The organism is Nonlabens sp. YIK11, from assembly GCF_001413925.1.
Taxonomy (GTDB): Bacteria; Bacteroidota; Bacteroidia; order Flavobacteriales; family Flavobacteriaceae; genus Nonlabens.
Genome location: NZ_LBMJ01000001.1, coordinates 466,235 through 490,538 on the forward strand (window position 1 = coordinate 466,235; position 24,304 = coordinate 490,538).

Genomic DNA, 24,304 nt, shown 5'->3' on the forward strand with positions numbered 1-24,304 from the left:
ATGGGAACGCAAAACCTTCAGCCCAATTTTGAAAAAGTTTTGTAGACTAGTTGGTGGTTGGTGGTTGGTGGTTGGTGGTTGGTAGTTGGTAGTTGGTGGTTAAACATAGATTTTTTGTTTAAAACATTAGTTACCTGACAAACTTATATTATTGTTTTGGGTGATAACATACCCAATAATAGGTATATTCTTTCTTTATAAAGAATTATTAAATGTCTTTGTGTTGTACAGACGTCACCTTACGATTAGAAAAACACTACTATCCCTAAATTTGTCACGTGAACGACTCTCAAAAATCATATTCCCTAGAAGAAGCCACACGAGCGGTAGAGCGCTTTTGCGCCTATCAGGAGCGTTGCCATCAGGATGTGGAGCGCAAGCTTAAGAAAATGGGAATGATTCAGGATGCAATCGACCAGATCATACCGCATTTGTTGCAGCACAATTTTTTGAATGAAACTAGATTTGCAAAGGTGTTTGCCGGTGGGAAATTCCGTATCAAGAAATGGGGTCGTGTGAGGATCGTGCGTGAGCTTAAGATGCGTGGCCTCAATAAAAAAACCATCGACATCGGGCTTGCAGAGATTCCTGAGGAGCAATACAGATTGACATTTGACACGCTTTCGCGAAAGCGAAACAACCAACTTACAGAAACTGACAAGTACAAGCGCCGCAAGAAACTAGCGGACTATCTGCTCTATCGCGGCTGGGAATCACACCTGGTTTATGCCAAGGCAAAAGAGCTTATACCAGACGATTAAAGTCGATCGTTAGTGCGCGTGATAGCCTTTTCATTCTTATAATCGATCCAGTCCTGACCTTTCCAGCGGCGCATCAAATTATCGTAATGACGCATGATAAAGATGTTGTAAAGCGCCTTGCTCAAATTCTTGATCTTACGTGGGTACGATCGCAAACTTATGGAGAATCCTGGTGTTAGGTAATGCATGTAGTGCCAGTAACCTTCTGGCATGTAGAGCATCTCACCATGATTAAGGTCGCATACAAATCCCTGCACTTTTTTGAGTGCTGGCCATTTTTCAAGATCAGGATTGCTAAAATCGATATCCTCACGAGTGATCAACGCGTTAGGAACCTTGTACATATATTTTGACTGGTCTGGTGCCATTATGATGCATCTCTTTTTCCCATGAAAATGGAAATGCAGGATGTTGGTAAAATCAATATCATAGTGCATGAACACCTTTGAGTCTGTCCCGCCGAAGAACATCATGGGCAATCCCTTGATCAACTTCATGCCCAGGTCTGGATATTTGAAATCGGTTTGCAGCTGTGGCACTTCCTTCATGATATTATAAAGAAAGATCCTGAAGTTAGTCGGTCCTTTTTTGAGCAGGTCGATGTACTCAGACATCTTCATTTCTGCATGTGCCTGGTTAAAGCCCTCATCGTGTTTTACCGGGCGATCATCGTACAACGGCACGGTTTTGTCACCAGCAATTTTGTTGATGTACTCCAGATTCCACTTTTCATAAGCCGGCCAGTCCTCAGTCAACCGCTCGATAACGACCGGTTTTTGTGGTTTTAGGTAATTCTTGACAAACTCTGCTTTAGAGAGTGTTTTGTGTCGCGGTATTTGTGTGAGGTTTAATGAACTCAAGTTACTGTGATAATTTAGTTTGCTTTGGCAGCCTTGGCCATTTCCTTGGCTTGCTCGTTACGCTCAATCTTGTGATCTGGACGTGTCCAGCGTGGCTTTTCACCTTGATCTTTATACTTGGAATATTGCTCTTCTACCGTTTCTGGTTGTGCCTTTTTGACAAATGGCTTCATAGGTTCCAGTCCTAACATCTTGAACATTTCCATGTCCTCGTTTACGTCTGGATTAGGCGTCGTGAGCAGTTTGTCTCCAGCAAAAATAGAGTTGGCGCCCGCAAAGAAACACATGGCTTGTCCTTCACGGCTCATACTGGTTCTTCCAGCACTCAATCGCACTTGGGTTTGTGGCATCACAATTCTTGTAGTCGCCACCATACGGATCATTTCCCAAATGGAAACTGGTTCCTGCTCTTCCAGCGGTGTTCCCTCAACGGCTACCAGTGCGTTGATAGGTGTACTTTCTGGCTGCGGACTCAAACTCGCAAGTGCGACAAGCATTCCTGCGCGATCCTCTACGTTCTCACCCATTCCAATGATTCCACCACTACAAACAGTCACGTTGGTCTTACGTACGTTCCCTATGGTATCCAGACGATCCTGGTAACCACGAGTGGAAATTACTTCCTTGTAATATTCCTCGCTACTGTCAAGGTTGTGGTTGTAAGCGTACAAACCAGCCTCGGCAAGTCTGTGGGCTTGGTTTTCTGTAATCATTCCAAGTGTGCAGCACACTTCCATATCTAGTTTGTTGATGGTACGTACCATTTCAAGAACTTGATCAAATTCAGGACCGTCCTTGACGTTTCTCCATGCTGCTCCCATACAAACTCTGGAACTACCGCTAGATTTGGCACGCAAGGCTTGCGCCTTGACTTGACTTACAGACATTAGATCATTGCCTTCGATATCTGTATGATAGCGAGCGGCCTGTGGACAGTATCCGCAATCTTCTGGACAACCACCAGTTTTTATGGATAGCAAAGTAGAAACCTGCACCTGATTAGGGTTATGATATTCCCTATGTACAGTAGCTGCATCATAAAGCAGTTCCATAATAGGTTTATTATATATAGCCAGAACTTCTTCTTTAGTCCAGTCGTGTCGGGTATTTGTTAGCATAGTTATTTGTTTATCTCAAAAAATTCTTCGAATAGCTTGTAGAACTTTGGGGGTTCCTCAAGATAGGGATTGTGCCCGCTATTCTCAAACATTTCAAATTGTGCCTGTGGCATGAAGGTTTTGTATTGTACTGCAAATTCTGGTGTAGAGACGCCATCATATCTACCGGCTATGATTAGTGTTTTTGCCTTGACGTCTTTCAACATTCTACGGTAATCTTGTTCAATCATACTACCGCTCACATCAAAATCGCCATCAGGACCTATGATCTGTTCATAGACCTCGTTTGCCCAACCACGATAATCGGTATCGGGAACGTTTTGTTGCAAGCTAGTATTGTGGTAATAGATATACTTAGTAGGAAAGGTAGCATAAAGATCTTGTAGCGGCTGGTCTGTCGAGACATAACCTAGCGCTCTCAAAGAATCCACCTTCACCCATTTTTCTGGAAAATGTGTTTTTGAATAGTGGTTATAGCTATCACAATTGGCCTGCCACATGGCGCCACTATGAAAGCCATTGATAAGCATCATTTTTTCTACTTTATCGCCGTACTTGATAGCATAGGCTTGCGCGGGAACGGTACCATAAGAATGTCCTACCAATGATATCTTATCAAGATTGAGATGCTTCCTAATCTTCTCGATCATCTCGACATCAGCTTCAACCGTGTACTCTTCTTTATTGCTGGCATTGTCAGACTTGCCTCTACCCAACCAATCAAAAAATACCACTTTATTGGAAGTGTAGTACTGGCCAAAATTTCCCTTCATATAATCATGCGAGTTTCCAGGACCGCCAGGCAAGAAGAAAATCGGGTCACCTTCGCCTTTGACTTCAAGGTTGATCTTGTACCCATCGATGGTGATAAACTCACTGCTGAATTTATCAAAGATGTTTGGGTCTGTTTGCGCTTTCGCGAAAGCGGAACAGATCAAAATCAATAAAACACATCTCATTTTCATGGGTACACCGCTTGAAAGTTTACCAATTGGGCAAAACCAAAAATAAAACAAAATCAGGCCACTTCTTGATTGCTTACAATTCCTTTTCTACAAGGATACTCACACAGTTGCCGCCAAAACCACTAGCGTTGATCAATATTTTGCGAGGAACCACAGACCTCTCTCGCGGATTCACAAAATTACCTGATACATAAGGGATTGCAGGTATCTGTGCAGTGCTCAACATCTGTACCGCCATGAACAAATTGACCGCAGCACTGGCGCCCAACGTGTGCCCTATTTGCCATTTATTGTTACACAACTGCGGATGAAGTTCCCCAAAAGCAGCCTTTATCGCTGCCAGTTCTGATCGATCGCCCTGAAGCGTTGCCGGTGCATGCGTGATAATTGCATCTATATCCTGCAAATCCTGGCCTTCCATCGCTTGTTTCATGGAATGCTGGAACCCGATGCCATCGTTAGAGACTGAAGTCGCACTGGTTAGGTTCTCAATGGAAGTACCATAACCCGTGATTTTGATCTTGGTAGTAGCTGGTTTTTTGGATAACACAAAACAGGCGGCAGCTTCTCCCAGAATCATTTGATTGCTGTTTTTTTCCATGTCCAGAGCACGGCAAGGATAATCACCACTTTCCTGTGAATAGATGCGTAGCGCCTTCATTTGCGCAATGGTAAAATCGGTTAGAGGCGCTTCGGCACCACCAGCGATAAAAGTGGTGGCCATACCACTTTCCAGCCAAGCAATGGCATTTAAAATGGAATGCGCTGCCGTGGCACAAGTGATGGAATGAGAAAAAGCAGCAGCTCGTGTCCCTAGATCCTGGGCAATCCAACTGCTGATGTTCCCTAAGGTTGTCAATGGTGATGTAGGCACAGGAACCTGACCGGTTTTTACAAAGCCGGCATGAAACTCTTCCCAGATTCCTGTCGCACCGCGACTGGAACCTATATTGATGGCTACATTCTTATCTACCAATTTTAATTGACGTGCCGCCAATATGGCTAGAATCGTTGATCGATCCAGCTTTTGATAATGAGTGTTTTCCTCACGTAAATTAGTTATGGCTTGCTCTGTGGCCTGATCAACCTTTCCTACCGCAGTTCCCTCATGATGACAAAAAAAAGCTCTAGCCGACTCAAAACCGATTTCGCCTAAGGGAGAAACCAGTGATGCATCGTGTATGTAAATGGGGTTTTTCAATGGATAGATTTCGGCTTGCAAAAATGAGGAAAAGCCATGAAAAATGACACCTTGAATGGTCTAAACTAACCGTGAATCCAGAAATTCCATAATGGTTTTGTAAAGAAAATCCAGCTCTGTCGATGTAGTCGTAAAAGGCGGTACTAAGTAGATTGTTTTCCCTAAGGGTCGCAGGAAAACTCCTCGACTCCAAAACCACTGGAAGATCTCGTTGCGCTCATTCCCGTAGCGCTGCATTTCTAGGTCAAGGTCTAAGGCCAGAATCACGCCGCAATGACGCACTTGTGCCACTAGCTTGTGTTTTTCCAAAGTTGGTTTAAAAGCAGCATGTGATTCTTTGATCCTTGCAATTCCTTCCTGGATTTCATTAGAAGTCAATAGGTCAATACTGGCAGCTGCCACCGCACATCCCAACGGATTTCCAGAATAGGTATGCCCGTGAAAAAAGCCGCGACTGGTCTCATCACTTAAAAAGGCATCGTACACCTCTTGTGTACAACTAGTGATCGCCATAGGCATGATGCCACCTGTCAATGCTTTGGATAGACAAATAATATCCGGCTTATTGAGCATCTGGTCACTTGCAAAATAACTTCCGGTTTTTCCAAAACCTGTCATGACCTCATCTGCAATGGAAAGAATTCCGCTTTCGCGAAAGCGTCTTATCAAACGGCACAACGCACTACCATCATTCATTTGCATGGCAGCGGCACCTTGCACGAGCGGCTCATAAATAAAACTGGCAATTTTATGATCATCAATAAGCTGATCCACTTGTTCCAAAACCGAATCCACATTCTCTAATGTTGGCGCTGGTATGCGAATGACCTCAATCAAAAGATCCTCAAAAGGACCGTTGTACACCGACAGTCCCGAGGCGCTCATCGCACCAAAAGTGTCACCGTGAAATCCACCTTCCAGCGCTACCACGGCGAGTCGCTTCTCACCACGATTAAAATGATACTGAAATGCCATTTTAAGAGCAATCTCTACGCTGGTAGATCCATTTTCTGAAAAGAACAGTTTACTTTGATTATGAGGCAAAATGTTGAGTAGTTTCTCCGCTAAAATTACCGCCGGTTCATGCGTCATGCCGGCAAAAACTACATGGTGCAATTGCTCGACTTGCTTTTGTAACGCATTGATCAGTGTAGTGTTACAGTGTCCATAACTGCAGGTGTACCAGCTGGAGATCGCATCAAAATAACGATTACCATCGTGATCGTATAGGAAGTTACCACGCGCATGAGAAATGGCAAGAGGCGGCAATGCTGTCTTATGCTGGGTCAATGGATGCCAGATATGCTGCGCATCTTTTTTTAGAATGTCGCTGGCATTCATAACTGTTCTAGTTTTGCCTTGAATTCTCGAGCGTAATCTTTGATTAATTGCGGTGTAATGGCTTCATGTCTTTCCATATGACCTATGGTAGGAACGCCGCTCATTTTTTCTATGATGTCAATCGTACCGTCTAGATCTACATGGTTATAGATAATACCAGCACATTTTAGTCCTTTGGACTTTAAATAAGAAATACTCAATAATGTGTGATTGATGCTGCCCAGATAACCAGAACTTATCAAAACAATTTTATCTGTAGGCAGCATCAAATCTGCGATAGTATGTTGATCATTGATGGGAACGAGTAAACCTCCAGCACCTTCAATAATCAGGTTTTTTGGGGTTTGCGGTCTTTTGATATTGTCCATCGCGATGCTTACACCATCAATTTCTGCAGCTTTGTGTGGACTCATGGGCGTTTTGAGGCGGTAAGATTCTGGGTGGAACGTACCGGTATGATCAGGCAGTAACTCTTTAATGGTGCCTCGATCGGTTTCGGTGAGGCCGCTTTGTATGGGTTTCCAATAGTCTGCATCCAGCGCGAGGGTTGCAATGGCTGCAGCTACAGTTTTGCCTACATCGGTTCCTATTCCAGTAATAAAATAACTACTCATGTAAATCAAATTCAAAAGCACAGTTCGTGCATTTATACAATTTATGTTTTCTAAGTGGCAGCAGGCTATAGGTAATCGCTTTGATGACCTCAATAAAACCGCTGGCGCTATTGATATCTTGCTGTTCTCGCACTTTGCGCTTCTTACAATTGGGACAGATGATATAATCTGTGATACGCTGCGATAATTCTGGTGAAGATTTCTCAATGATGGCAAGTGCCTTGATAAAATCCTCTATATAAACATCCATTTTGACACCACCTATGGCGTTTGTCGCAAAGGGATCTGATGCAATAGTAAACTCATCACGTAAGAACACTTCTATATTCTCGCTCTCAAGTTTGCTCTTGATCACAGCTGCCTCTGCCGGGTAAGAAAAGGTCGCCACGGTGCGGAATTTGTTCATTGCTTCTTGAGTATTCCAGCTAAGGTATGTAGCATTTGCTCGCATTCCTGAGCGGTATTGAAACTATGCAGGCATATGCGCAATCGTTCCTCGCCAGCAGGAACGGTAGGTGACAAGATCGGTCTTATGTCATAGCCTTTATCCTGTAGTTGCATCGCGGCATTTTTGACCAGTTTATTATCTGGGATGATACAGGTTTGAATAGGTGTTACGCTTTCGCGAAAGCGTAATCTCAACCCACTTTGTATCACTAATCTATTGAATTGCTTCACGAGCATCTGTAGCTTTTCCACCTCTTGGGAATCCTGAATGAGAAGATCGTAGGCATTTGAAATGCAATTCAAAGAATGCTGCGGCAATGCTGTGGTGTACACAAAGCTACGGGCAAAATTGACCAAAAACTGATTGAGGTCAAATCCTCCCAAAACCGCCGCGCCATGAGAACCCATTGATTTGCCGTAGGTAACGATGCGAGCAAAAATCTCGTTTTCAAGTTGTAGGGATTGTGCCAGACCTTCACCATGGTTGCCTACCGTTCCTAGAGCATGAGCCTCGTCCAGAATAAGATGAACGTTATCCTTTTTCTTCACAAGCTCGATCAACTCTACCAGATTGGGCATATCGCCGTCCATGGAAAAGACGCTTTCTGTAATGATATAGACTTCCTGATTTTCTTCTTTGGAAAATTTATCCAGCAAGATAGCCAAGTGACCCAGATCGTTATGACGGAATTTAAGCGATCGTGCGTCGCTTAGCTTCATCGCATCACGTATACTGGCGTGTACGTACTCATCGTACAAAATAAGATCGCCACGTTGTGCCACGCTGCTTATCAATCCTAAGTTAGCATCATATCCAGAATTGAAAATTAAGGCCGATTCTGTTTTATGGTAATCTGCAATTTTTTGTTCCAGATCCTGGAAGTCTTTTGTTTGTCCGGTTAGCAATCGGGAACCGGTTGCGCCGTGGTGTTCGCTTTGGACAGGTTTGAGTTTTTTTGAAAAGCCTAAATAATCGTTTGATGAAAAGTCAATAAGCCCAGTTGTGGTCTTGAGTTCGCGCATGCTTTGATTAGCATGTCGCTGGGCTAATTTTATAAGAAGCTTTTCTGGAATCATGAGTTCAAAAATAACGGAAATAGCTTCTTTAGTTCCCTAAAATAGGGAAAGGTGTAGGAATTGATTGTTCGAGACTCCATATACGTTAAAATATTATTAAAAGTAGGAAAAGACTTCCAACCCTATCTAGTTAATTTAAGATCTTTCTCGCATGCAATTGACCCGTTATCCCAGCAAAACAGATTTAGAAACCTGTGAGCAAGAACCTATCCATCTTATCCCTAAAATCCAGCAACACGGGTTTGTTATTGTTCTTGATAAAGAGGATAAAATCATCCAGGTAAGTGATAACATCAATCGCTTTTTAGAGGTCGAAATTGACGCGGTTTTAAGCAGCCACATTGAAACCATCTGTGAACCATCAACGCTGAGTCTGTTACAAGAGTGGAAAAAAAATAAGCGTTCTCACGTTCCCTTTACATTTTCATCATCTGGTAAGGAATTTACCGCCATACCTCACGCCATCGAGGATATGACGTATATGGATTTGGAACCCATCGCCAGCGATTGGGATTCTTTTGCCTTCCAGCAGGAAATGCTCGATACCTTGAAGCAGCTCAATACCGCTAACAATGAGTCTGAACTAACCGGTATGGCAGCAACCTTACTCAAAGAGTTGCTGGGCTATGATCGTGTGATGATCTATCAATTTGACGAGAACTGGAACGGTACCGTCGTAGCAGAATCCAAGGAAGATCATCTGGAATCATGGAAAGGCCTACACTACCCTGCAGGAGATATTCCAGCCAATGCCCGTAAACTATTCTTAGAGCAAGGCGTGCGTATTTTAAGTGATGTGTCGTCCACTTACAGTGACATCGTTCCTACCGTGAATCCAGTCTTAAAATCTTTGGTTCCTACCGGTCAGTCTCATTTACGTGGATCATCGCCTATACATATTGAGTACCTAAATAACATGAAGGTCGCTGCCACTTTAAATTGCGCTATTGTCAAAGACGAGCAGTTATGGGGTCTCATCGCCTGTCATCATTACTCAGCTAAATTTGTCAATTTTCATAAACGCAAATCTTGTCAATTGCTAGCAGAGATGTTTAGCAATCAACTTACGGTAAAGAATACCAAATGGGTATTGAAGAAAGTTAATGACTCTACAAATACCAGAGCAAAACTGATCAAGCATATCAGTAAAAACTGGGATCTCGTGGCTGGTGTTTGTGATCACAAAATCACGGGAAAGGATCTAATTAACTGCGATGGCTTTGCCATCATTTATAATAATGAATACCGTACCGTTGGTCACTGCCCAACTAGATCTGTTGCAGAGCAACTGATGAATGAACTGGAACATCAATTGTCAAAGAAGCGATGTTATGCATCCAACAGTCTAGTAAAAGATTTTGAATGGATGGAGCCACTTGCAGCTGATTTCTCGGGTCTGTTGTGTCATAAAATAGGTGTGGATGATCAAGAAGCTGTCATGTGGTTTAGAAAAGAACAACGAGCTCATGTTACTTGGGGCGGAAAAAACGACAAGCAGGATCAAAAAGAAAAAAGCGAGCGACTTTCGCCTCGCAAATCCTTTGAAAAATGGACTGAAGAATTGCGATACACCAGCGTGGAATGGCAGGATTTTGAACAAGCTGCCGCCAGCGCTTTTGTAGATGATCTACAAAGTGTTATTGTCTCCAGGTATGGCGAGGTCAATCGCTTGAACAAACAATTGGAAAGCCTCAATCAGGAATTGGAAAGCTTTAGCTATAGCGTGAGTCACGATTTGAGAGGACCTTTACGAGGTATTGATGGATTTGCACAAATCCTTATGGAAGACTATGCAGATACTCTGGATGAATACGGGAAAAACTCCATTAAAATCATCATTCAAAGTGCAGAGAAGATGAACAGACTCATGGATGACATCTTGAGTTACAGCGGTCTAAGCAGTGTAGAGGTTATTAGCGATTATCAAGATGCTGCGAGCTTGTGTGAATCCATCATTGTGGAACATAGATTAAAGGAAAAATATCCCAACACCACAGTTAGCATTCAGGATTCCATGCCATCTATATACGGTGACAAGACCATGGTGCTACAACTATTTTCCAATTTGATAACGAATGCTTTTAAATACTCATCAAAAGTTGATCATCCAAAAATAGAAATAGGCAGTTACAATAAAGACGACAAAACCATTTATTACGTCAAAGACAATGGCATAGGATTTGACCCACAATATCAGGATAAAATATTTGGAGTTTTTACCCGATTATTCACGACCGAATATGAAGGCAGTGGCGTTGGACTAGCAATAGTACAGCGTATTATTTTTAAACACGATGGAAAAATCTGGGTGATTACCGAGGTTGGCAAAGGAGCAACATTTAATTTTTACCTAGCAAATGGACCAGGTCAATAATACATGCAATAGCAAGAACATCTTCATCATAGAAGATAGAGTTGAAGACATGGAACTCATCACCAGAGCCATTTCTAGACAATTTGACAATGTTAATCTAGTGGCCGTTCCAGCTTCTGAAGACCTGCTCAAACAAATCACAAGTGGTGACCTAAAAAAATCCAGGCCACACTTATTGCTCATAGACATCAACATGCCTAAAGTTTCAGGTATTGATTTACTTAAAGCATTGTCAATAAAAGAAGAATATAATAAACTCCCTAGAGTTGTGTTAAGCTCCAGTGACCATCACAAAGATCTTGATGCCGCCTATTCCCATAAAGCCAATAGCTACGTCATCAAACCGGGCAGCTATAGCGATCTAAAAATTAAATTAAAAAGTGTTGTCGATTACTGGCTGTACACAAACACCAACTAACCATGATTAAAGAGCCATTAAAAATATTAATCGTAGAGGATAGCATCACAGATGTTGCCCTATTACAGCGACAAATTAGAAAGTGCGTACAGGATCCAGAAATTGTAGTAAGTGACAAGATCATCCAGACCAGACACGCTGTAAAGACTTTTATTCCAGATGTAGTATTTACTGATTTCCAATTAGTAGGTTTCACGGGAATGGAAGTAATTGAGAACGTTCAGGAAATTTACCCTAACATTCCTATCATTGTCGTGACAGGAACCTTAAACGATGAAGAGCTTGCCGCTAAAGTAGTATTAAGCGGTGCCTCTGGTTTCCTACTTAAAAGCAACATGTCAAAACTTCACGAGCGACTCGAGCCCATGCTTTCAAGGATACTCGATGAGAAAGCCCAGTTATTTGCCAGACTTGAAAAGGAAAGAAGAGAAAGAGAAAAATTAGAAGAAATACAAAGCCTTCTCAAAGAAGCCGCTTTATCAGAAGATAGTGCAGAATCCACCCAAGAATATTACCAAAAGATACTAGCTAACATAGGCGACCGCATCAAGACGATTATCAAATAGCATGACCATACTGGAATTATTGCGCAAAGAAACCCGTGATGCACATATAGAGCTGGAACAGGTGAGCGGTGCCGCCAAAATATTGGATCGCACAATCAACTTAGAACAGTATGTAAAAATTCTGCAGGCAAATTATATCGCTTACGCGAAAGCAGAATCACAACTAGCACCCTTACAAAATGAGTCCATAGCTACATGGATCAAACAAGACTTACAAGCTGCTGGCGCCGAAGTGCCTAATTCAAAAGAAGAAGTCACTGTTCAAGATTCCAATCTAGGTAAACTAGGCGTACAATATGTCATAGAAGGATCACTCCTAGGCGGTGCCATGATCGCCCAACACCTTACTAAATGTCCAGCGCTTGAAAACCTATCACCGCAACAATTCTATGCACCAGGCAGCCCAGAACGGGCGAAACGATGGCGCAACTACGTTGCCCATATGAACTCCATAGATCTCACACCTCAAGAATCAAAGGAAATCGTTGAAGCTGCTAACCAGACCTTCAATATGTTTAAGCAGGCTTTCTTACATAACAGTTAGGTATTAAAGTCAAAGAAAATTTATATTTATTGAAAAACAATAAAGTTTTATTGTTTTGCAATAATTTTTATCTTTGAATATCTTTAATAAGATTTCTAAATGAGGTTTTTAAATTTATTCATATCGTTACTCAAATTTCTTCGAGTTCTTTTAATTGGCGGTTGCGGGTTTGTGATTTTTGCAGCGGTCATGGAATTATTTTTCATGCCTATTGGGGTATCATGGAAAACGGATGCCGTTTTCAATGTTACTGATCCATTCTTTGATAAAATGGTTTGGATTTCAATAATCGCGATAGGTGTGGTTGCTTCCTTGATTTTTAGTCTTAGAGCTTGTGATGCTATTATCCATATCATGCTTTGCTTCAAGTACGAAGAATATTTCACGGATTCAAACGCTCAGAATTTTAAAAAAGCCGGCGTGAATTATTTGATTGCCTTTTTGGTAATTCCTATTGCTTCAGAAATGATTCATCTTATAGAATACTTTTTAAGCGAAGGAAATAGGCTAAAGATTTACGGTACTGAAAATGTCATAAGTCTACTTAAAGTATCGCTATTCGGCCTTTTTCTTTTTGTCATGGGAGAAGTTATTCAAAAAGCGATATCGATGAGAAAAGAAAATGATCTAACTATATAATTATGAGATGGATTAAAATTTTAAATGCAACTCTTGATTTGTTGTTTTACTTCGCGCTCCTTTCTGCATTGGGAGTAACCATGTTCTTTTTCGTTGCTCTTAAAGATCCTAGCTTTCATTTTCAGGTTTCGAATTATGATTTTAAGAACGTTCATTGGAGCTTCTATCTGGTAATCACCTGCGCTATTATATCCCAATATTTATTTTTAGGAATGATCCATCAAATGCGAGGTGCAGCCAGACTCCTTAAAAAACTGAACTTTTTAAGAATTGAGCTATCCAGACTTTTATATCAAGCTGGGATTCTTTGTGTGGTCGGTGTTTTACTAAATCGAGTCCCACCATTTTTTTATAATATGTTTCATATGTTACCCAACAAATCTGTTGGATCGTCTACGACATTAAGCCTATTGTATAGTTTTGATTCGATGTTGATTGTAGTTTGTTTCGGCATCTTTTTAATTATCCCCTCAAAAATTATACAGTATAGTATTGGGATCAAACAAGAAAACGATCTAACAATATGAAGAAGAAAGAAACATATTTCAACAATAGCATGTACTATTTTACCGCTGCATTTGTTTTTTACTTTGCCATGGATATATATGATGTCTCTTCAAATACCACACCTGAAGCTAACACTAATCTAGATTGGTGGAGAGTAATTGCGATAGTAAAACCGGTATTACTTATCATGGTACTTATTTTATTCGCTCGGTTTGTATTCCATGCAAATAAAGGTTTACTGTTTTCTGCCAGTTCATCTAAAATATGGAAATACCAATCTATCTTATTATTGATAGTAGGTATTTTGAGCCTTATTGAATCCAGATTCCATGACGGTGAAACCTTATACTTTGCTGCGAGCATCTTTGTCGCTTCGTTTTGTTTAGCACTGAGTAAAGTCTTTGACGATGCAACATCTCTAAAACAGGAAAACGACCTAACCATATAATATGCCCATCTACATCAATCTTGACGTAGTTCTTGCCCAGAAAGGCATGCGCAGCAATGAACTGGCAGATATTGTTGGGATCACTAATGCAAACCTTTCCATTCTTAAAACAGGTAAGGCAAAAGCGGTACGATTCTCGACTTTAGAAGCTATTTGCGATGCACTAGATTGTCAACCTGGAGATATCTTAGAGTACCGTAAAGAGTAATTTCAGGTGGAAGATTAATATTTGACCTTAATTTTAAAGTAGTTCGCTTTCGCGAAAGCGAACAAAACAAAAAAAGCCTCGATCCATAGAATCGAGGCTTTTTTAAATATTATAATCTCAAGAAACTAGTCCGCTAATACAATGGCTTTATTGTCTTTCATTTCCAGTACACCGCCTTGAATTTTAAAATCAGTAGTTCCATTTCCTTTACTGAATTTATTAGCTACAGATGAATCAAGGGTAATGTTACCATACATTTTGACGGTACCACGAGTCAATAAAGAAACTATAGGTGCGTGATTGTCCAGCATCTGGAAATCACCTTCCATACCTGGAACAGATACAGAGTCTACTTCACCGCTGTAAAGTGTTTCTTCTGGAGTTACTATTTCTAAAAACATCTTTTCTAATTAAGAATGATGAATGATGAATTCAGAATCGAATTGAAGTAATTCAAAACTCTGCATTCTACATTCAGAATTAATTTTAGGCTTCTACCATCATTTTCTCTCCAGCCTCGATCACTTCCTCGATAGTTCCTTTAAGGTTAAAGGCACTTTCTGGAAGGTTGTCAAGCTCACCATCCATGATCATGTTAAATCCTTTGATGGTATCCTTGATATCAACTAGAACTCCTTTAAGACCTGTAAACTGCTCTGCTACGTGGAACGGTTGTGAAAGGAAACGCTGTACTTTACGAGCACGGTAAACCGCTTGTTTGTCTTCTTCAGATAGTTCTTCCATACCTAGAATCGCAATGATATCCTGTAGTTCCTTGTAACGCTGCAACAACTCTTTTACACGTTGTGCACAGTCGTAGTGGTCTTTTCCAAGGATATCTGCTGTAAGAATACGTGATGTAGAATCTAGTGGATCTACCGCTGGGTAGATACCTAGCTCTGCAATCTTACGAGACAATACTGTTGTAGCATCCAGGTGAGCAAAAGTTGTCGCTGGTGCAGGGTCAGTCAAGTCATCTGCAGGTACGTAAACCGCTTGTACAGATGTAATAGATCCTTTTTTAGTAGATGTGATACGCTCTTGCATCGCACCCATTTCAGTCGCTAGTGTTGGTTGGTAACCTACCGCAGATGGCATACGTCCTAGAAGTGCAGACACCTCAGAACCTGCCTGTGTAAAGCGGAATATGTTGTCAACAAAGAACAAAACGTCTTTCCCTTGACCATCTGCACCACCGTCACGGAAGTATTCTGCAATCGTCAATCCAGAAAGTGCCACACGAGCGCGTGCTCCTGGTGGCTCATTCATTTGTCCAAAAACGAATGTCGCTTTAGACTCTTTCATCACTTCTTTATCGACAGACTTCAAATCCCATCCACCTTCTTCCATAGAGTGCATAAATGCATCTCCATATTTTATAATTCCTGATTCCAACATCTCACGCAGAAGGTCGTTCCCTTCACGCGTGCGCTCACCAACTCCTGCAAAAACAGAAAGTCCACCGTGGCCTTTTGCGATGTTGTTAATCAATTCTTGAATCAATACTGTTTTACCTACTCCTGCACCACCAAATAGTCCAATCTTACCACCTTTTGCATAAGGCTCAATCAAGTCGATTACCTTGATACCGGTAAAAAGAACCTCTGTAGAGGTAGATAGGTCTTCAAATGCAGGTGCAGATCTGTGAATGGAAAGTCCATCTTCACCAGTCTTGGGAAGATTTCCCAGACCATCGATCGCATCACCTATAACATTAAATAGACGACCATAAACGTCGTCGCCTATAGGCATTTTGATAGGGTTACCGGTAGCCACTACAGCTGTACCTCTACTCAATCCATCAGTAGAATCCATGGATATGGTTCTAACGGTGCTCTCACCTATGTGTGATTGCACTTCAAGAACTAGTTTATTTCCCTTCAATTCAATCTCTAGTGAATCGTAAATGTTGGGCAACGCACCTTGAGTGCTATCAAACGTTACATCAACCACCGGGCCGATGATTTGTGAAACTTTACCTGTACTTTGAGACATTCTATCCTTTTTTTAAAACTTAAAAGCTTGGCTTATAAAGCCTTTTTTCAGTGGCGCAAAGATACTGCATTCACATTTATTTAATTAATTGATTTTTTACTTTTTTCTGATTGGAAATTTAGGAGCGAGATTGTGGTTGTTTCGCTTTCGCGAAAGCGTAAAAAACAAAAGCCCCATTACTAGAATGAGGCTTTGATAAATTGTATAAATAAGGTTACTCTACCGTCACCGATTTGGCTAGGTTACGCGGTTGATCCACGTTTCTATCCAAAGCAATTGCAATGTGGTAGGACAACAACTGTAACGGAATGGTCGTCAATAGCGGTGTCAAGCACTCAAGTGTATCGGGCACCTCAATGACGTGGTCTGCGAGGTCGCGTACATCCACATCGCCTTCTGTAACGATCCCAATGATCTTGCCCTCACGGGATTTGATCTCTTGAATGTTACTCACTACTTTTTCGTAATGACCTTTTCTTGTAGCAATCACCACCACAGGCATTTGCTCATCGATCAAGGCGATAGGACCGTGCTTCATCTCAGCAGCTGGATAACCTTCCGCATGTATGTAGCTAATCTCTTTAAGTTTCAAAGCGCCTTCCAGAGCCACAGGGAAATTGAAACCTCGACCTAAATAAAGACAGTTTTTCGCGTCTTTATAGATGTGGGCAATCTGCTCGATAAGATCATTGGATTCCAATGCCTTCTTGACTTTGTTGGGAATGCTGTCTAATTCCACTAGATATTCGTGAAACTTACTGCGAGAGATCGACCCTTTTTTCTTGGCTAGTTGAAGTGCGATAAGAGTAAGAACCGTAATTTGGGTTGTGAATGCCTTAGTGGATGCGACGCCTATTTCTGGACCGGCATGTGTGTACGCTCCAGCATGAGCCTCACGAGAAATGGAGCTTCCCACCACGTTACATACACCAAAAACGAAAGCGCCGTTTTCTTTGGCAAGCTTTATAGCCGCCATGGTGTCTGCCGTTTCACCACTTTGAGATATGGCAATTAAAATATCATCCTTATCGATGATAGGATTGCGGTATCTAAACTCTGATGCATACTCAACCTCAACAGGAACTCTCGCAAGTTCTTCAATGATATACTCTGCAACAAGTCCTGCATGCCAACTGGTACCACATGCTACTATGATGATGCGTTTTGCATTCAAAAACTTATTCATGTGCTCGTCAATTCCAGCCATCTTAATGATGCCTTGGTCTGGAAGCATGCGGCCTCTAAAGGTGTCTTTTATCGCCTGTGGCTGCTCATAAATTTCTTTCAACATAAAGTGATCGTAACCACCTTTCTCAATTTCTTCCAGATTCATTTGTAGCTCCTGCACATAAGGGTCTACCAAAGAATCGTCATGAATCTTTCTTACCTTGATTTCTTTGTGTGTACGCACAATGGCCATTTCACCATCCTCGAGATAGATCGCATTCTTTGTAAATTCTAAGAACGGACTGGCGTCAGAGGCTATGAAAAATTCATCTTCGCCTATTCCAATGGCTAGAGGTGAGCCCAATCTTGCAACAATAATCTCATCGGGCTTTCTCTTGTCAAAAACGGCAATTGCATACGCACCTATGGTTTGATTAAGAGCTATTTGTACTGCCTTGCCTAGCTTGACGTCTTGTTGTTTTTGAACATCCTCAATTAGGTTTACCAGTACCTCTGTATCTGTATCTGATTTGAACGTGTAGCCACGTTTGGTAAGTTCCTTTTTTAACGGATCATAGTTCTCAATAATTCCATTGTGGATAATCACTAGATTACCATCATTTGAGTAATGTGGATGAGAGTTGACATCGTTAGGCACACCGTGAGTCGCCCATCTGGTATGACCTATTCCTATGTTGCCAGTAATGGAAATCTCATTTTCCATTTTTTCTTGAAGGTCTGCTACCTTTCCTTTAGTCTTACAAACCTTAAGATCTTCACCATCAAATAGCGCAATTCCGGCACTATCATAACCTCTATATTCCAGTCGCTTTAGACCATTTAGAACGATAGGGTAAGCATCTCTCTTACCTATGTAGCCTACAATTCCACACATGCTTTATTAATTTACTTCAGTATAAAAAATCTTCAATTTAAGGCGTTTTTCTGGATCACTAGAAAGGTTACCGTGTAAAACCGTTCCTTCATGAGAGATTGCGCTACCTACAGGAATACTTTCAATTTGTAATGGCTGGGTTTGATTTTTGACCCTGGAAATACCTGCAGAGGAAAGGTTTTGAGATACAGTAAGACCTAATCTTTTATTTTCAACAACCCCTTCCACTATACTCGAAACATATTGAGTGAGATCTATTACATACTTAATACCTCTACCTGAACTTTGATCCCTTTCTAAAATGCCAAACCCGACAATGGTTCTATCTACAATGTTATATAACAAAATGGTTTCTGGTTCAGCAGATACAGAATAACCTTCCGGAAACTTTTCTTGATCTACAAAAACCTCTAAAGTAGCCTCGTTAATTAAAACCTCCATTCCCATAAAGTTTGCTAGTTCATCTGCAACTCCATCAGAACCTCCATTTATACTACCAATTAAATCAGGCCCGAATAGATCTATGAACGCTATTGCACCTGGTCCTCCTTTGACATAAACTCTTTCAGACCCGATATCTGAATTAAAGGAATCGTTGATTTCCAACTCTACCTCATTTGGAATTTCTTCATCAACGAAGACTGCTCTATTTCCAGAAAAGCTTAGAGAATATTCAGAATCGACTTCTATTATCTCATCCGTATCTCCGTTGTCATTTAGATCATTAATATCTTGGAATTTTGAGATGTATTTAATTATTATTCTCGCTTCCGCTAAATCAAGATAAAACATTTTCCCTTCTTCACTGTCATTATCATCAGTTACCTTAAAATAGAGTCCTCTAAATGCATTCTGAAATTCTGTATTACTATCAAATTTCAACTGTCCATCACTATCAATCAATAAGTTTTTCCAAAAATCCGCATTAAGCTCCAGTTGAAGTCTAGGTGTAAGCCTGTCTCTTACTGTACTAACTCCTTCAACTGACTCTGTAATAACTATCTCCTCATTACTAGGTTTGAAGTTTTCGATCAGCGTATTACCGTTGACTAATTCTATTGCATCTCCTTTTATAGCATCTACCTGCTCTCCTAAATCAGAATAATATGCTGCCGATTGCTCAACATTATTGGGATCAAAACTGTTTAGAAAAAATTTATTTTCGTAAATCTGAAAATTGATATTATCAGTCCCATAAATAGAATCTAATTCATAAGTGGTAGCTTCACCGTCAGTACCTGTTTGTCTTGAAAAGTAAGGAATTTCAAGGGTAACGCTATTAAAGACTGCGTCTTCACTAAAATCAACACCAGTATTGCTAAGGCTCAATTGGGAAACAAAGTCATAGGTAGATTTGCCATAGATGGGGTCCAAATATCTTCCTAGTTGAACAGATCCAAAATTATTGGTCTGCACAGGATTAAGCCTAGCACTATATGCGGTAACCTCAAAGTCCTCTTCTATAATCGTATTGTCAACATCAATTCCTAAAAACTCACCTCCTAATTCGGTTGGGTCTGTATCACAACTAATTAGAACAAAAACGATGGCAATTACCATCGTTCCATACTTCAATAAATTCTTCATTACTAAGCTTCTTCTTTTACGTTAAGGATCTTATCAAGGTAAAATTCCTCATAGGCGTCAGCAAAATCTTCTGGTGATTGATAGTCCAGTACAGGCTTATCTTGAGCATCAATAAAACTTTCCAATTCCTCGTCCAGGGTTTCACTTCCCTTGATGATTCCATCACTGTAGACTACAGCACTGCGCATAAGGTTTAAATAAGAAGGCTCTTTGAACGTACTGATCACCTCATCATCCAACGCGTCAAACTGTAGTTTTTCATACATTTCTTCGTTTAACGTTCCTTCAAAGGATTGATTGTAGACAGATGTGACTATTTTACTTTCCTCAAATAAAGGATCTGTACCGTAATAGTTTCTTAGATACAACGGTAATAAACTTGCCAACCATCCATGAACGTGGATAATATCTGGAGCCCAGTTTAGTTTCTTAACCGTTTCAATTACACCTTTAGCAAAGAACATGGCTCGCTCGTCATTATCGTCGAACAGATCACCATTTTCATCAGTTAAAGTTGCCTTGCGCTTGAAATACTCATCGTTGTCGATAAAGTACACCTGCATGCGCTCCTTAGGTATAGACGCTACCTTTATAATCAATGGCATATCAAGATCATTGATCACCATATTCATCCCACTTAATCGTATCACCTCATGAAGTTGATGACGTCTTTCATTGATATTACCAAATCTCGGCATGAAAATTCTAATCTGTCCACCACGATCATTCACCATCTTTGGTGCAAAATAAGACATGGAGGATGCTTCGGTTTCTGGTAAATAGGGAATAACTTCTGAGGATACGTATAATACTCTTTTTTCCTTCATAGATCGATTTTTGTCGCCTTTCTTCTAGCAGAATGCAAAAATACGTCTTTTCTTGCACATTCACTTGTAAACCTTATGTTTGTAGGCTATTTACCCTATTCTCAAATGGTTTTTACCTCTCATAAAAAGCTCTCCCAATTCCTCAAAGACTTTAGGTCTACTGATAAATCCATAGGATTTGTTCCCACCATGGGCGCGCTCCATGATGGCCATTTGGCTTTGATGAATAAGGCGCTTGAGGAAAATGACTTACTCGTCACTTCCATTTTTGTGAATCCTACCCAATTCAATAATCAGGCAGATCTTGAGAAATATCCAAGGCTTCTAGACGAGGACCTCAAAAAAATCAAGACTCATATTCCAGAAGACCGTTTTGTCCTCTATGCTCCAGCAGTAGAAGATGTTTACGGGTCTAATACCAAGGCAAAAAACTATGAATTCGGAGAGTTGGAAAATGTCATGGAAGGTGCCCAACGACCAGGACATTTTGATGGTGTTGGTACCATTCTGGAGTTTTTGTTCAAGGCGGTTCGCCCAGATCGTGCCTATTTTGGTGAGAAGGATTTTCAGCAATTACAAATCATCAAAAAGTTGGTGGACATTTTGAATCTTGAGCTCGAGATTATAGGCTGTCCCATTCACAGAGAGAAAAGTGGTCTTGCCATGAGTTCTAGGAACGGCTTGCTTACTCCAGAAAATTTTGAAAAGGCTGCCCACATCTATCGCATATTGACCCAGTCAAAAGAACATTTTAAAAACCACGATATTCAGGAAACAGAACAGTTTGTAAAAGAGCAAGTAGAGGCGATATCAGGCTTTACACTGGAATACTACACCATAGCAGACGAGAAAACCCTTGTGCCGGCAAGCGCCAAAGATTCAGAAAAACAGTACCGCGCCTTTATCGTTGTCCACCTACAGGGTGTTCGTCTTATTGACAATATTCCCATGTATTAGTATTTTGATAATATCTACAAATCGTATCTTTGCCGCATGTTAATCACAGTAGTAAAATCTAAGATTCACCGTGTCAAAGTAACTGGCGCAGACCTTAACTATATAGGTAGTATTACCATAGATGAGGACCTCATGGACGGTGCAAATATTGTTGAAGGCGAGAAAGTTCAAATCGTCAATAATAATAACGGTAATAGACTGGAAACCTATGCCATCCCAGGGCCGCGAGGTAGTGGTGAAATTACTCTTAATGGTGCAGCCGCACGCCTGGTTGCGGTAGGCGATGTGCTTATTTTGATCACCTATGCTCAAATGACTATGGAAGAAGCTCGTAACTTCAAACCTAGCCTACTGTTCCCTAACGAGAAGGACAATACACTTACCTAATTTGAGCTTGAAAAAAACGCTCATCAAGATCGCAAAGATTCTACTGCCATTTTTGCTGGGAGCTTTTTTGATTTACATATCCTACTCTCAATTCACGACAGAACAGCTGGATGAAATCAAAGGTTATTTGCGTGATGCAGATTACAGTTTTATTGCTCTAGGCATGGTGCTAGCTATGTTAAGTCATCTCTCCAGAGCCTGGCGGTGGAACTACATGCTTGCAGCACTGGACAAGAAACCCACTTACCTCAACAACATCATCGCCATAGGTTCTGGTTATGCCATGAACCTCATCATACCGCGCAGCGGCGAGGTGACTCGTGCCGTGATCGTGAACCGCACAGATGATATTCCCGTAGATCAAGGCCTGGGAACCATCATTGCAGAGCGTGTACTGGATTTCATCATTTTATTGGCAATCACCGCAACCGCAATGCTTACGGCAAGTGGCGAGATCGTGGAATTTTTTAAGGATGGTATTGAGTTCGCTTTCGCGAAAGCGAACCCCATTAAAATCACCGCATATCTCATCATTCTAGTGATCATCGTTGTCTTGGGAATATACCTTCTCAAAAAACTGCAGCTTTTCCAAAAGGTAAAGGGATTTTTAGCCGGCATCAAGGATGGCTTCACCACGATCTGGACCATGGAAAAAAAGTGGTGGTATCTAGCGCACACGTTGTTCATCTGGTTCATGTACCTCGCGATGTTTTACGTTTGCATTTTTGCCATTCCAGACACAGATTCCATGCCCATAAGTGCCGTTTTATGCTCATTTGTGGCGGGCAGCTTTGCAGTGGCCTTTACTAATGGCGGCTTGGGCGCATATCCTTATTTGATCAGCCAGGTGTTGCTGTTGTTTGGTTACAGTGCCGTGGTGGGAACCGCTTTTGGTTGGATTGTCTGGTTATCGCAAACCCTATTGGTCATCGTTTTTGGACTGCTATGTTTTGTGCTTTTTTCAATGCGCAAGTAAATTTGCACTAGGTTACACCTCTTAATTTTTATCTTTCCAAAAAAGTTCCCATGGCCAAGACCAAAACCACATTCTTTTGTCAAAATTGCGGCGCGCAGCACGCTCGCTGGCAAGGCCAGTGCACGGCCTGCAAGGAATGGAACACGCTGGTAGAAGAGGTCGTTGAGAAATCTACTAAGAAAGACTGGTCGCAAAGTGTGGATGAGAGTACGCTTTCGCGAAAGCGCACTCAAAAACCACAGCGCATCTCTCAAATTGATGCGACTGAAAGTCCACGCATGGACACCACAAATGCCGAATTCAACCGGGTTCTAGGCGGTGGACTCGTGCCGGGATCTGTCACGCTACTAGGTGGAGAGCCGGGAATTGGGAAGTCTACCCTATTGTTACAACTTTGCTTGAACCTGCCTTTTAAAACACTGTATGTTTCTGGAGAGGAAAGTGCACAGCAAATCAAGATGCGGGCAGAGCGCATCAAAAAAGACGTTGACAATTGCTACATCCTAACCGAAACCAAGACGCAAAACATATTTCGTCAGGTGGCAGAAAATCAGCCTAATGCGTTGATCATCGACTCCATTCAAACGCTGCAAACTGATCATATTGAAAGCACCGCTGGTAGCGTTTCACAAATACGGGAATGCACTGGCGAACTGATCAAGTTTGCTAAGGAAACCAACACACCGGTTATTCTGATAGGACATATCACTAAAGACGGAAACATCGCAGGACCCAAAGTCCTAGAACACATGGTGGATACAGTGCTTCAATTTGAGGGCGATCGCAACCATACCTACAGAATTTTGCGGGCACTTAAAAACCGTTTTGGCTCTACCCATGAAATAGGAATCTATGAAATGTTGGGACATGGCCTGCGTGAAGTGACTAATCCCAGCGAGCTGTTGATTTCTCAGCGTGGTTCCAGTTTGAGCGGTACGGCAATTGCTGCCACGATGGAAGGCATGAGACCGCTAATTATTGAGGTGCAGGCTCTAGTGAGTACTGCCGTATATGGCACGCCACAGCGCAGTGCCACTGGTTATAACTTGAAACGTCTCAATATGATTCTGGCGGTGTTGGAAAAGAGAGCCGGTTTCAAATTGGGTCAAAAAGACGTTTTCCTCAACATTACTGGTGGTATCAATGTAGACGATCCTGCGATTGATCTCGCGGTAGTGGTTGCCGTGCTGTCCTCTAATTTTGACATTGAAATCTCCTCGCAACATTGCTTTAGTGCAGAAGTTGGTTTAGGTGGTGAGATACGACCCGTCAGCCGCTTGGAGCAACGCGTTAATGAAGCATCAAAATTGGGCTTTGAAAAGATTTTTGTAGCACCATCAAAGACCGCTTTAAAGGACAAGGGAACGCAAATCCAGGCCGTTTCTCGTATTGAAGAACTTGTAAAATATTTATTTGCTTAGAATC

Annotated in this window: 26 protein-coding genes; 13 read left to right on the forward strand and 13 right to left on the reverse strand. The window is 41.5% G+C overall.

Annotation, left to right across the window (positions count from 1 at the left end):
• Positions 1 to 278: 278 nt before the first annotated feature.
• Positions 279 to 761, forward strand: a complete 483-nt coding sequence (locus AAU57_RS02085; protein ID WP_055411345.1) for a regulatory protein RecX — start codon at positions 279 to 281, stop codon at positions 759 to 761.
• On the opposite strand, the gene AAU57_RS02090 is transcribed toward AAU57_RS02085, so the two are convergent.
• The 8 genes from AAU57_RS02090 to AAU57_RS02125 all read right to left on the reverse strand — a co-directional run bounded on the left by AAU57_RS02090 (position 758) and on the right by AAU57_RS02125 (position 8,384).
• Entirely contained in the window at positions 758 to 1,621 is an 864-nt protein-coding gene (locus tag AAU57_RS02090) for a cupin-like domain-containing protein (protein ID WP_055411346.1), read from the reverse strand. The genes AAU57_RS02085 and AAU57_RS02090 overlap by 4 nt on opposite strands.
• A gap of 14 nt (positions 1,622 to 1,635) precedes the next feature.
• On the reverse strand, positions 1,636 to 2,739 hold the full coding sequence (gene bioB / locus AAU57_RS02095; protein ID WP_055411347.1) for a biotin synthase BioB: 1,104 nt from the start codon (positions 2,737 to 2,739) through the stop codon (positions 1,636 to 1,638).
• Between the two features lie 2 nt (positions 2,740 to 2,741).
• Positions 2,742 to 3,704: an alpha/beta fold hydrolase gene (locus AAU57_RS02100; RefSeq protein WP_231717751.1), complete on the reverse strand. Its 963-nt coding sequence runs from the start codon at positions 3,702 to 3,704 to the stop codon at positions 2,742 to 2,744.
• A 73-nt stretch (positions 3,705 to 3,777) separates the two neighbouring features.
• Positions 3,778 to 4,905, reverse strand: a complete 1,128-nt coding sequence (locus AAU57_RS02105) for a beta-ketoacyl synthase N-terminal-like domain-containing protein (protein WP_055413640.1) — start codon at positions 4,903 to 4,905, stop codon at positions 3,778 to 3,780.
• Between the two features lie 60 nt (positions 4,906 to 4,965).
• Complete coding sequence (gene bioA, locus AAU57_RS02110; protein WP_055411348.1) at positions 4,966 to 6,246, reverse strand: adenosylmethionine--8-amino-7-oxononanoate transaminase; 1,281 nt, start codon at positions 6,244 to 6,246, stop codon at positions 4,966 to 4,968.
• Positions 6,243 to 6,860, reverse strand: a complete 618-nt coding sequence (gene bioD / locus AAU57_RS02115; RefSeq protein WP_055411349.1) for a dethiobiotin synthase — start codon at positions 6,858 to 6,860, stop codon at positions 6,243 to 6,245. The genes bioA and bioD overlap by 4 nt, the downstream gene beginning before the upstream one ends.
• On the reverse strand, positions 6,853 to 7,266 hold the full coding sequence (locus AAU57_RS02120; protein WP_055411350.1) for a DUF2007 domain-containing protein: 414 nt from the start codon (positions 7,264 to 7,266) through the stop codon (positions 6,853 to 6,855). The genes bioD and AAU57_RS02120 overlap by 8 nt, the downstream gene beginning before the upstream one ends.
• Positions 7,263 to 8,384 (reverse strand): aminotransferase class I/II-fold pyridoxal phosphate-dependent enzyme, encoded by a 1,122-nt coding sequence (locus AAU57_RS02125; protein WP_055411351.1) that lies wholly within the window; start codon positions 8,382 to 8,384, stop codon positions 7,263 to 7,265. Before AAU57_RS02125 ends, AAU57_RS02120 begins: the two co-directional genes overlap by 4 nt.
• A 151-nt stretch (positions 8,385 to 8,535) precedes the next feature.
• Here AAU57_RS02125 and AAU57_RS02130 point away from each other — a divergent pair, with 151 nt between their 5' ends.
• The 8 genes from AAU57_RS02130 to AAU57_RS02165 all read left to right on the forward strand — a co-directional run bounded on the left by AAU57_RS02130 (position 8,536) and on the right by AAU57_RS02165 (position 14,088).
• Positions 8,536 to 10,758 carry an ATP-binding protein gene (locus AAU57_RS02130; RefSeq protein ID WP_055411352.1) on the forward strand — a complete coding sequence of 741 codons (2,223 nt, stop codon included), beginning with the start codon at positions 8,536 to 8,538 and terminating at the stop codon, positions 10,756 to 10,758.
• Positions 10,742 to 11,176 carry a response regulator gene (locus tag AAU57_RS02135; RefSeq protein WP_055411353.1) on the forward strand — a complete coding sequence of 145 codons (435 nt, stop codon included), beginning with the start codon at positions 10,742 to 10,744 and terminating at the stop codon, positions 11,174 to 11,176. The genes AAU57_RS02130 and AAU57_RS02135 overlap by 17 nt, the downstream gene beginning before the upstream one ends.
• A gap of 2 nt (positions 11,177 to 11,178) precedes the next feature.
• The gene (locus tag AAU57_RS02140; RefSeq protein WP_055411354.1) at positions 11,179 to 11,742 is read left to right on the forward strand and encodes a response regulator; all 564 of its coding nucleotides are present in this window, start codon (positions 11,179 to 11,181) and stop codon (positions 11,740 to 11,742) included.
• A 1-nt stretch (position 11,743) separates the two neighbouring features.
• Positions 11,744 to 12,286 (forward strand): biliverdin-producing heme oxygenase, encoded by a 543-nt coding sequence (locus AAU57_RS02145; protein WP_055411355.1) that lies wholly within the window; start codon positions 11,744 to 11,746, stop codon positions 12,284 to 12,286.
• 189 nt (positions 12,287 to 12,475) lie between these two features.
• Positions 12,476 to 12,925 (forward strand): DUF2975 domain-containing protein, encoded by a 450-nt coding sequence (locus AAU57_RS02150; protein ID WP_231717752.1) that lies wholly within the window; start codon positions 12,476 to 12,478, stop codon positions 12,923 to 12,925.
• 80 nt (positions 12,926 to 13,005) lie between these two features.
• Complete coding sequence (locus AAU57_RS15350) at positions 13,006 to 13,452, forward strand: DUF2975 domain-containing protein (RefSeq protein ID WP_410503884.1); 447 nt, start codon at positions 13,006 to 13,008, stop codon at positions 13,450 to 13,452.
• On the forward strand, positions 13,449 to 13,880 hold the full coding sequence (locus AAU57_RS02160) for a DUF2975 domain-containing protein (RefSeq protein ID WP_055411358.1): 432 nt from the start codon (positions 13,449 to 13,451) through the stop codon (positions 13,878 to 13,880). The genes AAU57_RS15350 and AAU57_RS02160 overlap by 4 nt, the downstream gene beginning before the upstream one ends.
• A gap of 1 nt (position 13,881) precedes the next feature.
• Positions 13,882 to 14,088: a helix-turn-helix domain-containing protein gene (locus tag AAU57_RS02165; RefSeq protein WP_055411359.1), complete on the forward strand. Its 207-nt coding sequence runs from the start codon at positions 13,882 to 13,884 to the stop codon at positions 14,086 to 14,088.
• 125 nt (positions 14,089 to 14,213) lie between these two features.
• On the opposite strand, the gene AAU57_RS02170 is transcribed toward AAU57_RS02165, so the two are convergent.
• The 5 genes from AAU57_RS02170 to AAU57_RS02190 form a co-directional block, all read right to left on the reverse strand.
• Positions 14,214 to 14,489 carry a F0F1 ATP synthase subunit epsilon gene (locus AAU57_RS02170; RefSeq protein ID WP_055411360.1) on the reverse strand — a complete coding sequence of 92 codons (276 nt, stop codon included), beginning with the start codon at positions 14,487 to 14,489 and terminating at the stop codon, positions 14,214 to 14,216.
• Between the two features lie 85 nt (positions 14,490 to 14,574).
• Entirely contained in the window at positions 14,575 to 16,083 is a 1,509-nt protein-coding gene (gene atpD / locus AAU57_RS02175; protein WP_055411361.1) for a F0F1 ATP synthase subunit beta, read from the reverse strand.
• Positions 16,084 to 16,297: 214 nt separating this feature from the next.
• Positions 16,298 to 18,145: a glutamine--fructose-6-phosphate transaminase (isomerizing) gene (gene glmS / locus AAU57_RS02180; RefSeq protein ID WP_055411362.1), complete on the reverse strand. Its 1,848-nt coding sequence runs from the start codon at positions 18,143 to 18,145 to the stop codon at positions 16,298 to 16,300.
• Between the two features lie 6 nt (positions 18,146 to 18,151).
• Entirely contained in the window at positions 18,152 to 19,732 is a 1,581-nt protein-coding gene (locus tag AAU57_RS02185; protein WP_055411363.1) for a DUF4270 domain-containing protein, read from the reverse strand.
• Positions 19,733 to 19,734: 2 nt separating this feature from the next.
• On the reverse strand, positions 19,735 to 20,559 hold the full coding sequence (locus AAU57_RS02190) for a glycogen/starch synthase (RefSeq protein ID WP_055411364.1): 825 nt from the start codon (positions 20,557 to 20,559) through the stop codon (positions 19,735 to 19,737).
• A gap of 75 nt (positions 20,560 to 20,634) precedes the next feature.
• Between AAU57_RS02190 and panC the strand changes: the two genes are divergently transcribed.
• Genes panC through radA form a run of 4 tightly spaced genes read left to right on the forward strand, consistent with a single transcriptional unit; the run spans position 20,635 to position 24,300 of the window.
• Positions 20,635 to 21,516 carry a pantoate--beta-alanine ligase gene (gene panC / locus AAU57_RS02195; protein WP_231717753.1) on the forward strand — a complete coding sequence of 294 codons (882 nt, stop codon included), beginning with the start codon at positions 20,635 to 20,637 and terminating at the stop codon, positions 21,514 to 21,516.
• 36 nt (positions 21,517 to 21,552) lie between these two features.
• The gene (gene panD / locus AAU57_RS02200; protein ID WP_055411365.1) at positions 21,553 to 21,903 is read left to right on the forward strand and encodes an aspartate 1-decarboxylase; all 351 of its coding nucleotides are present in this window, start codon (positions 21,553 to 21,555) and stop codon (positions 21,901 to 21,903) included.
• A 1-nt stretch (position 21,904) separates the two neighbouring features.
• Positions 21,905 to 22,879, forward strand: a complete 975-nt coding sequence (locus AAU57_RS02205) for a YbhN family protein (RefSeq protein ID WP_231717754.1) — start codon at positions 21,905 to 21,907, stop codon at positions 22,877 to 22,879.
• Between the two features lie 50 nt (positions 22,880 to 22,929).
• Complete coding sequence (gene radA / locus AAU57_RS02210) at positions 22,930 to 24,300, forward strand: DNA repair protein RadA (RefSeq protein ID WP_055411367.1); 1,371 nt, start codon at positions 22,930 to 22,932, stop codon at positions 24,298 to 24,300.
• Positions 24,301 to 24,304 lie beyond the last annotated feature (4 nt).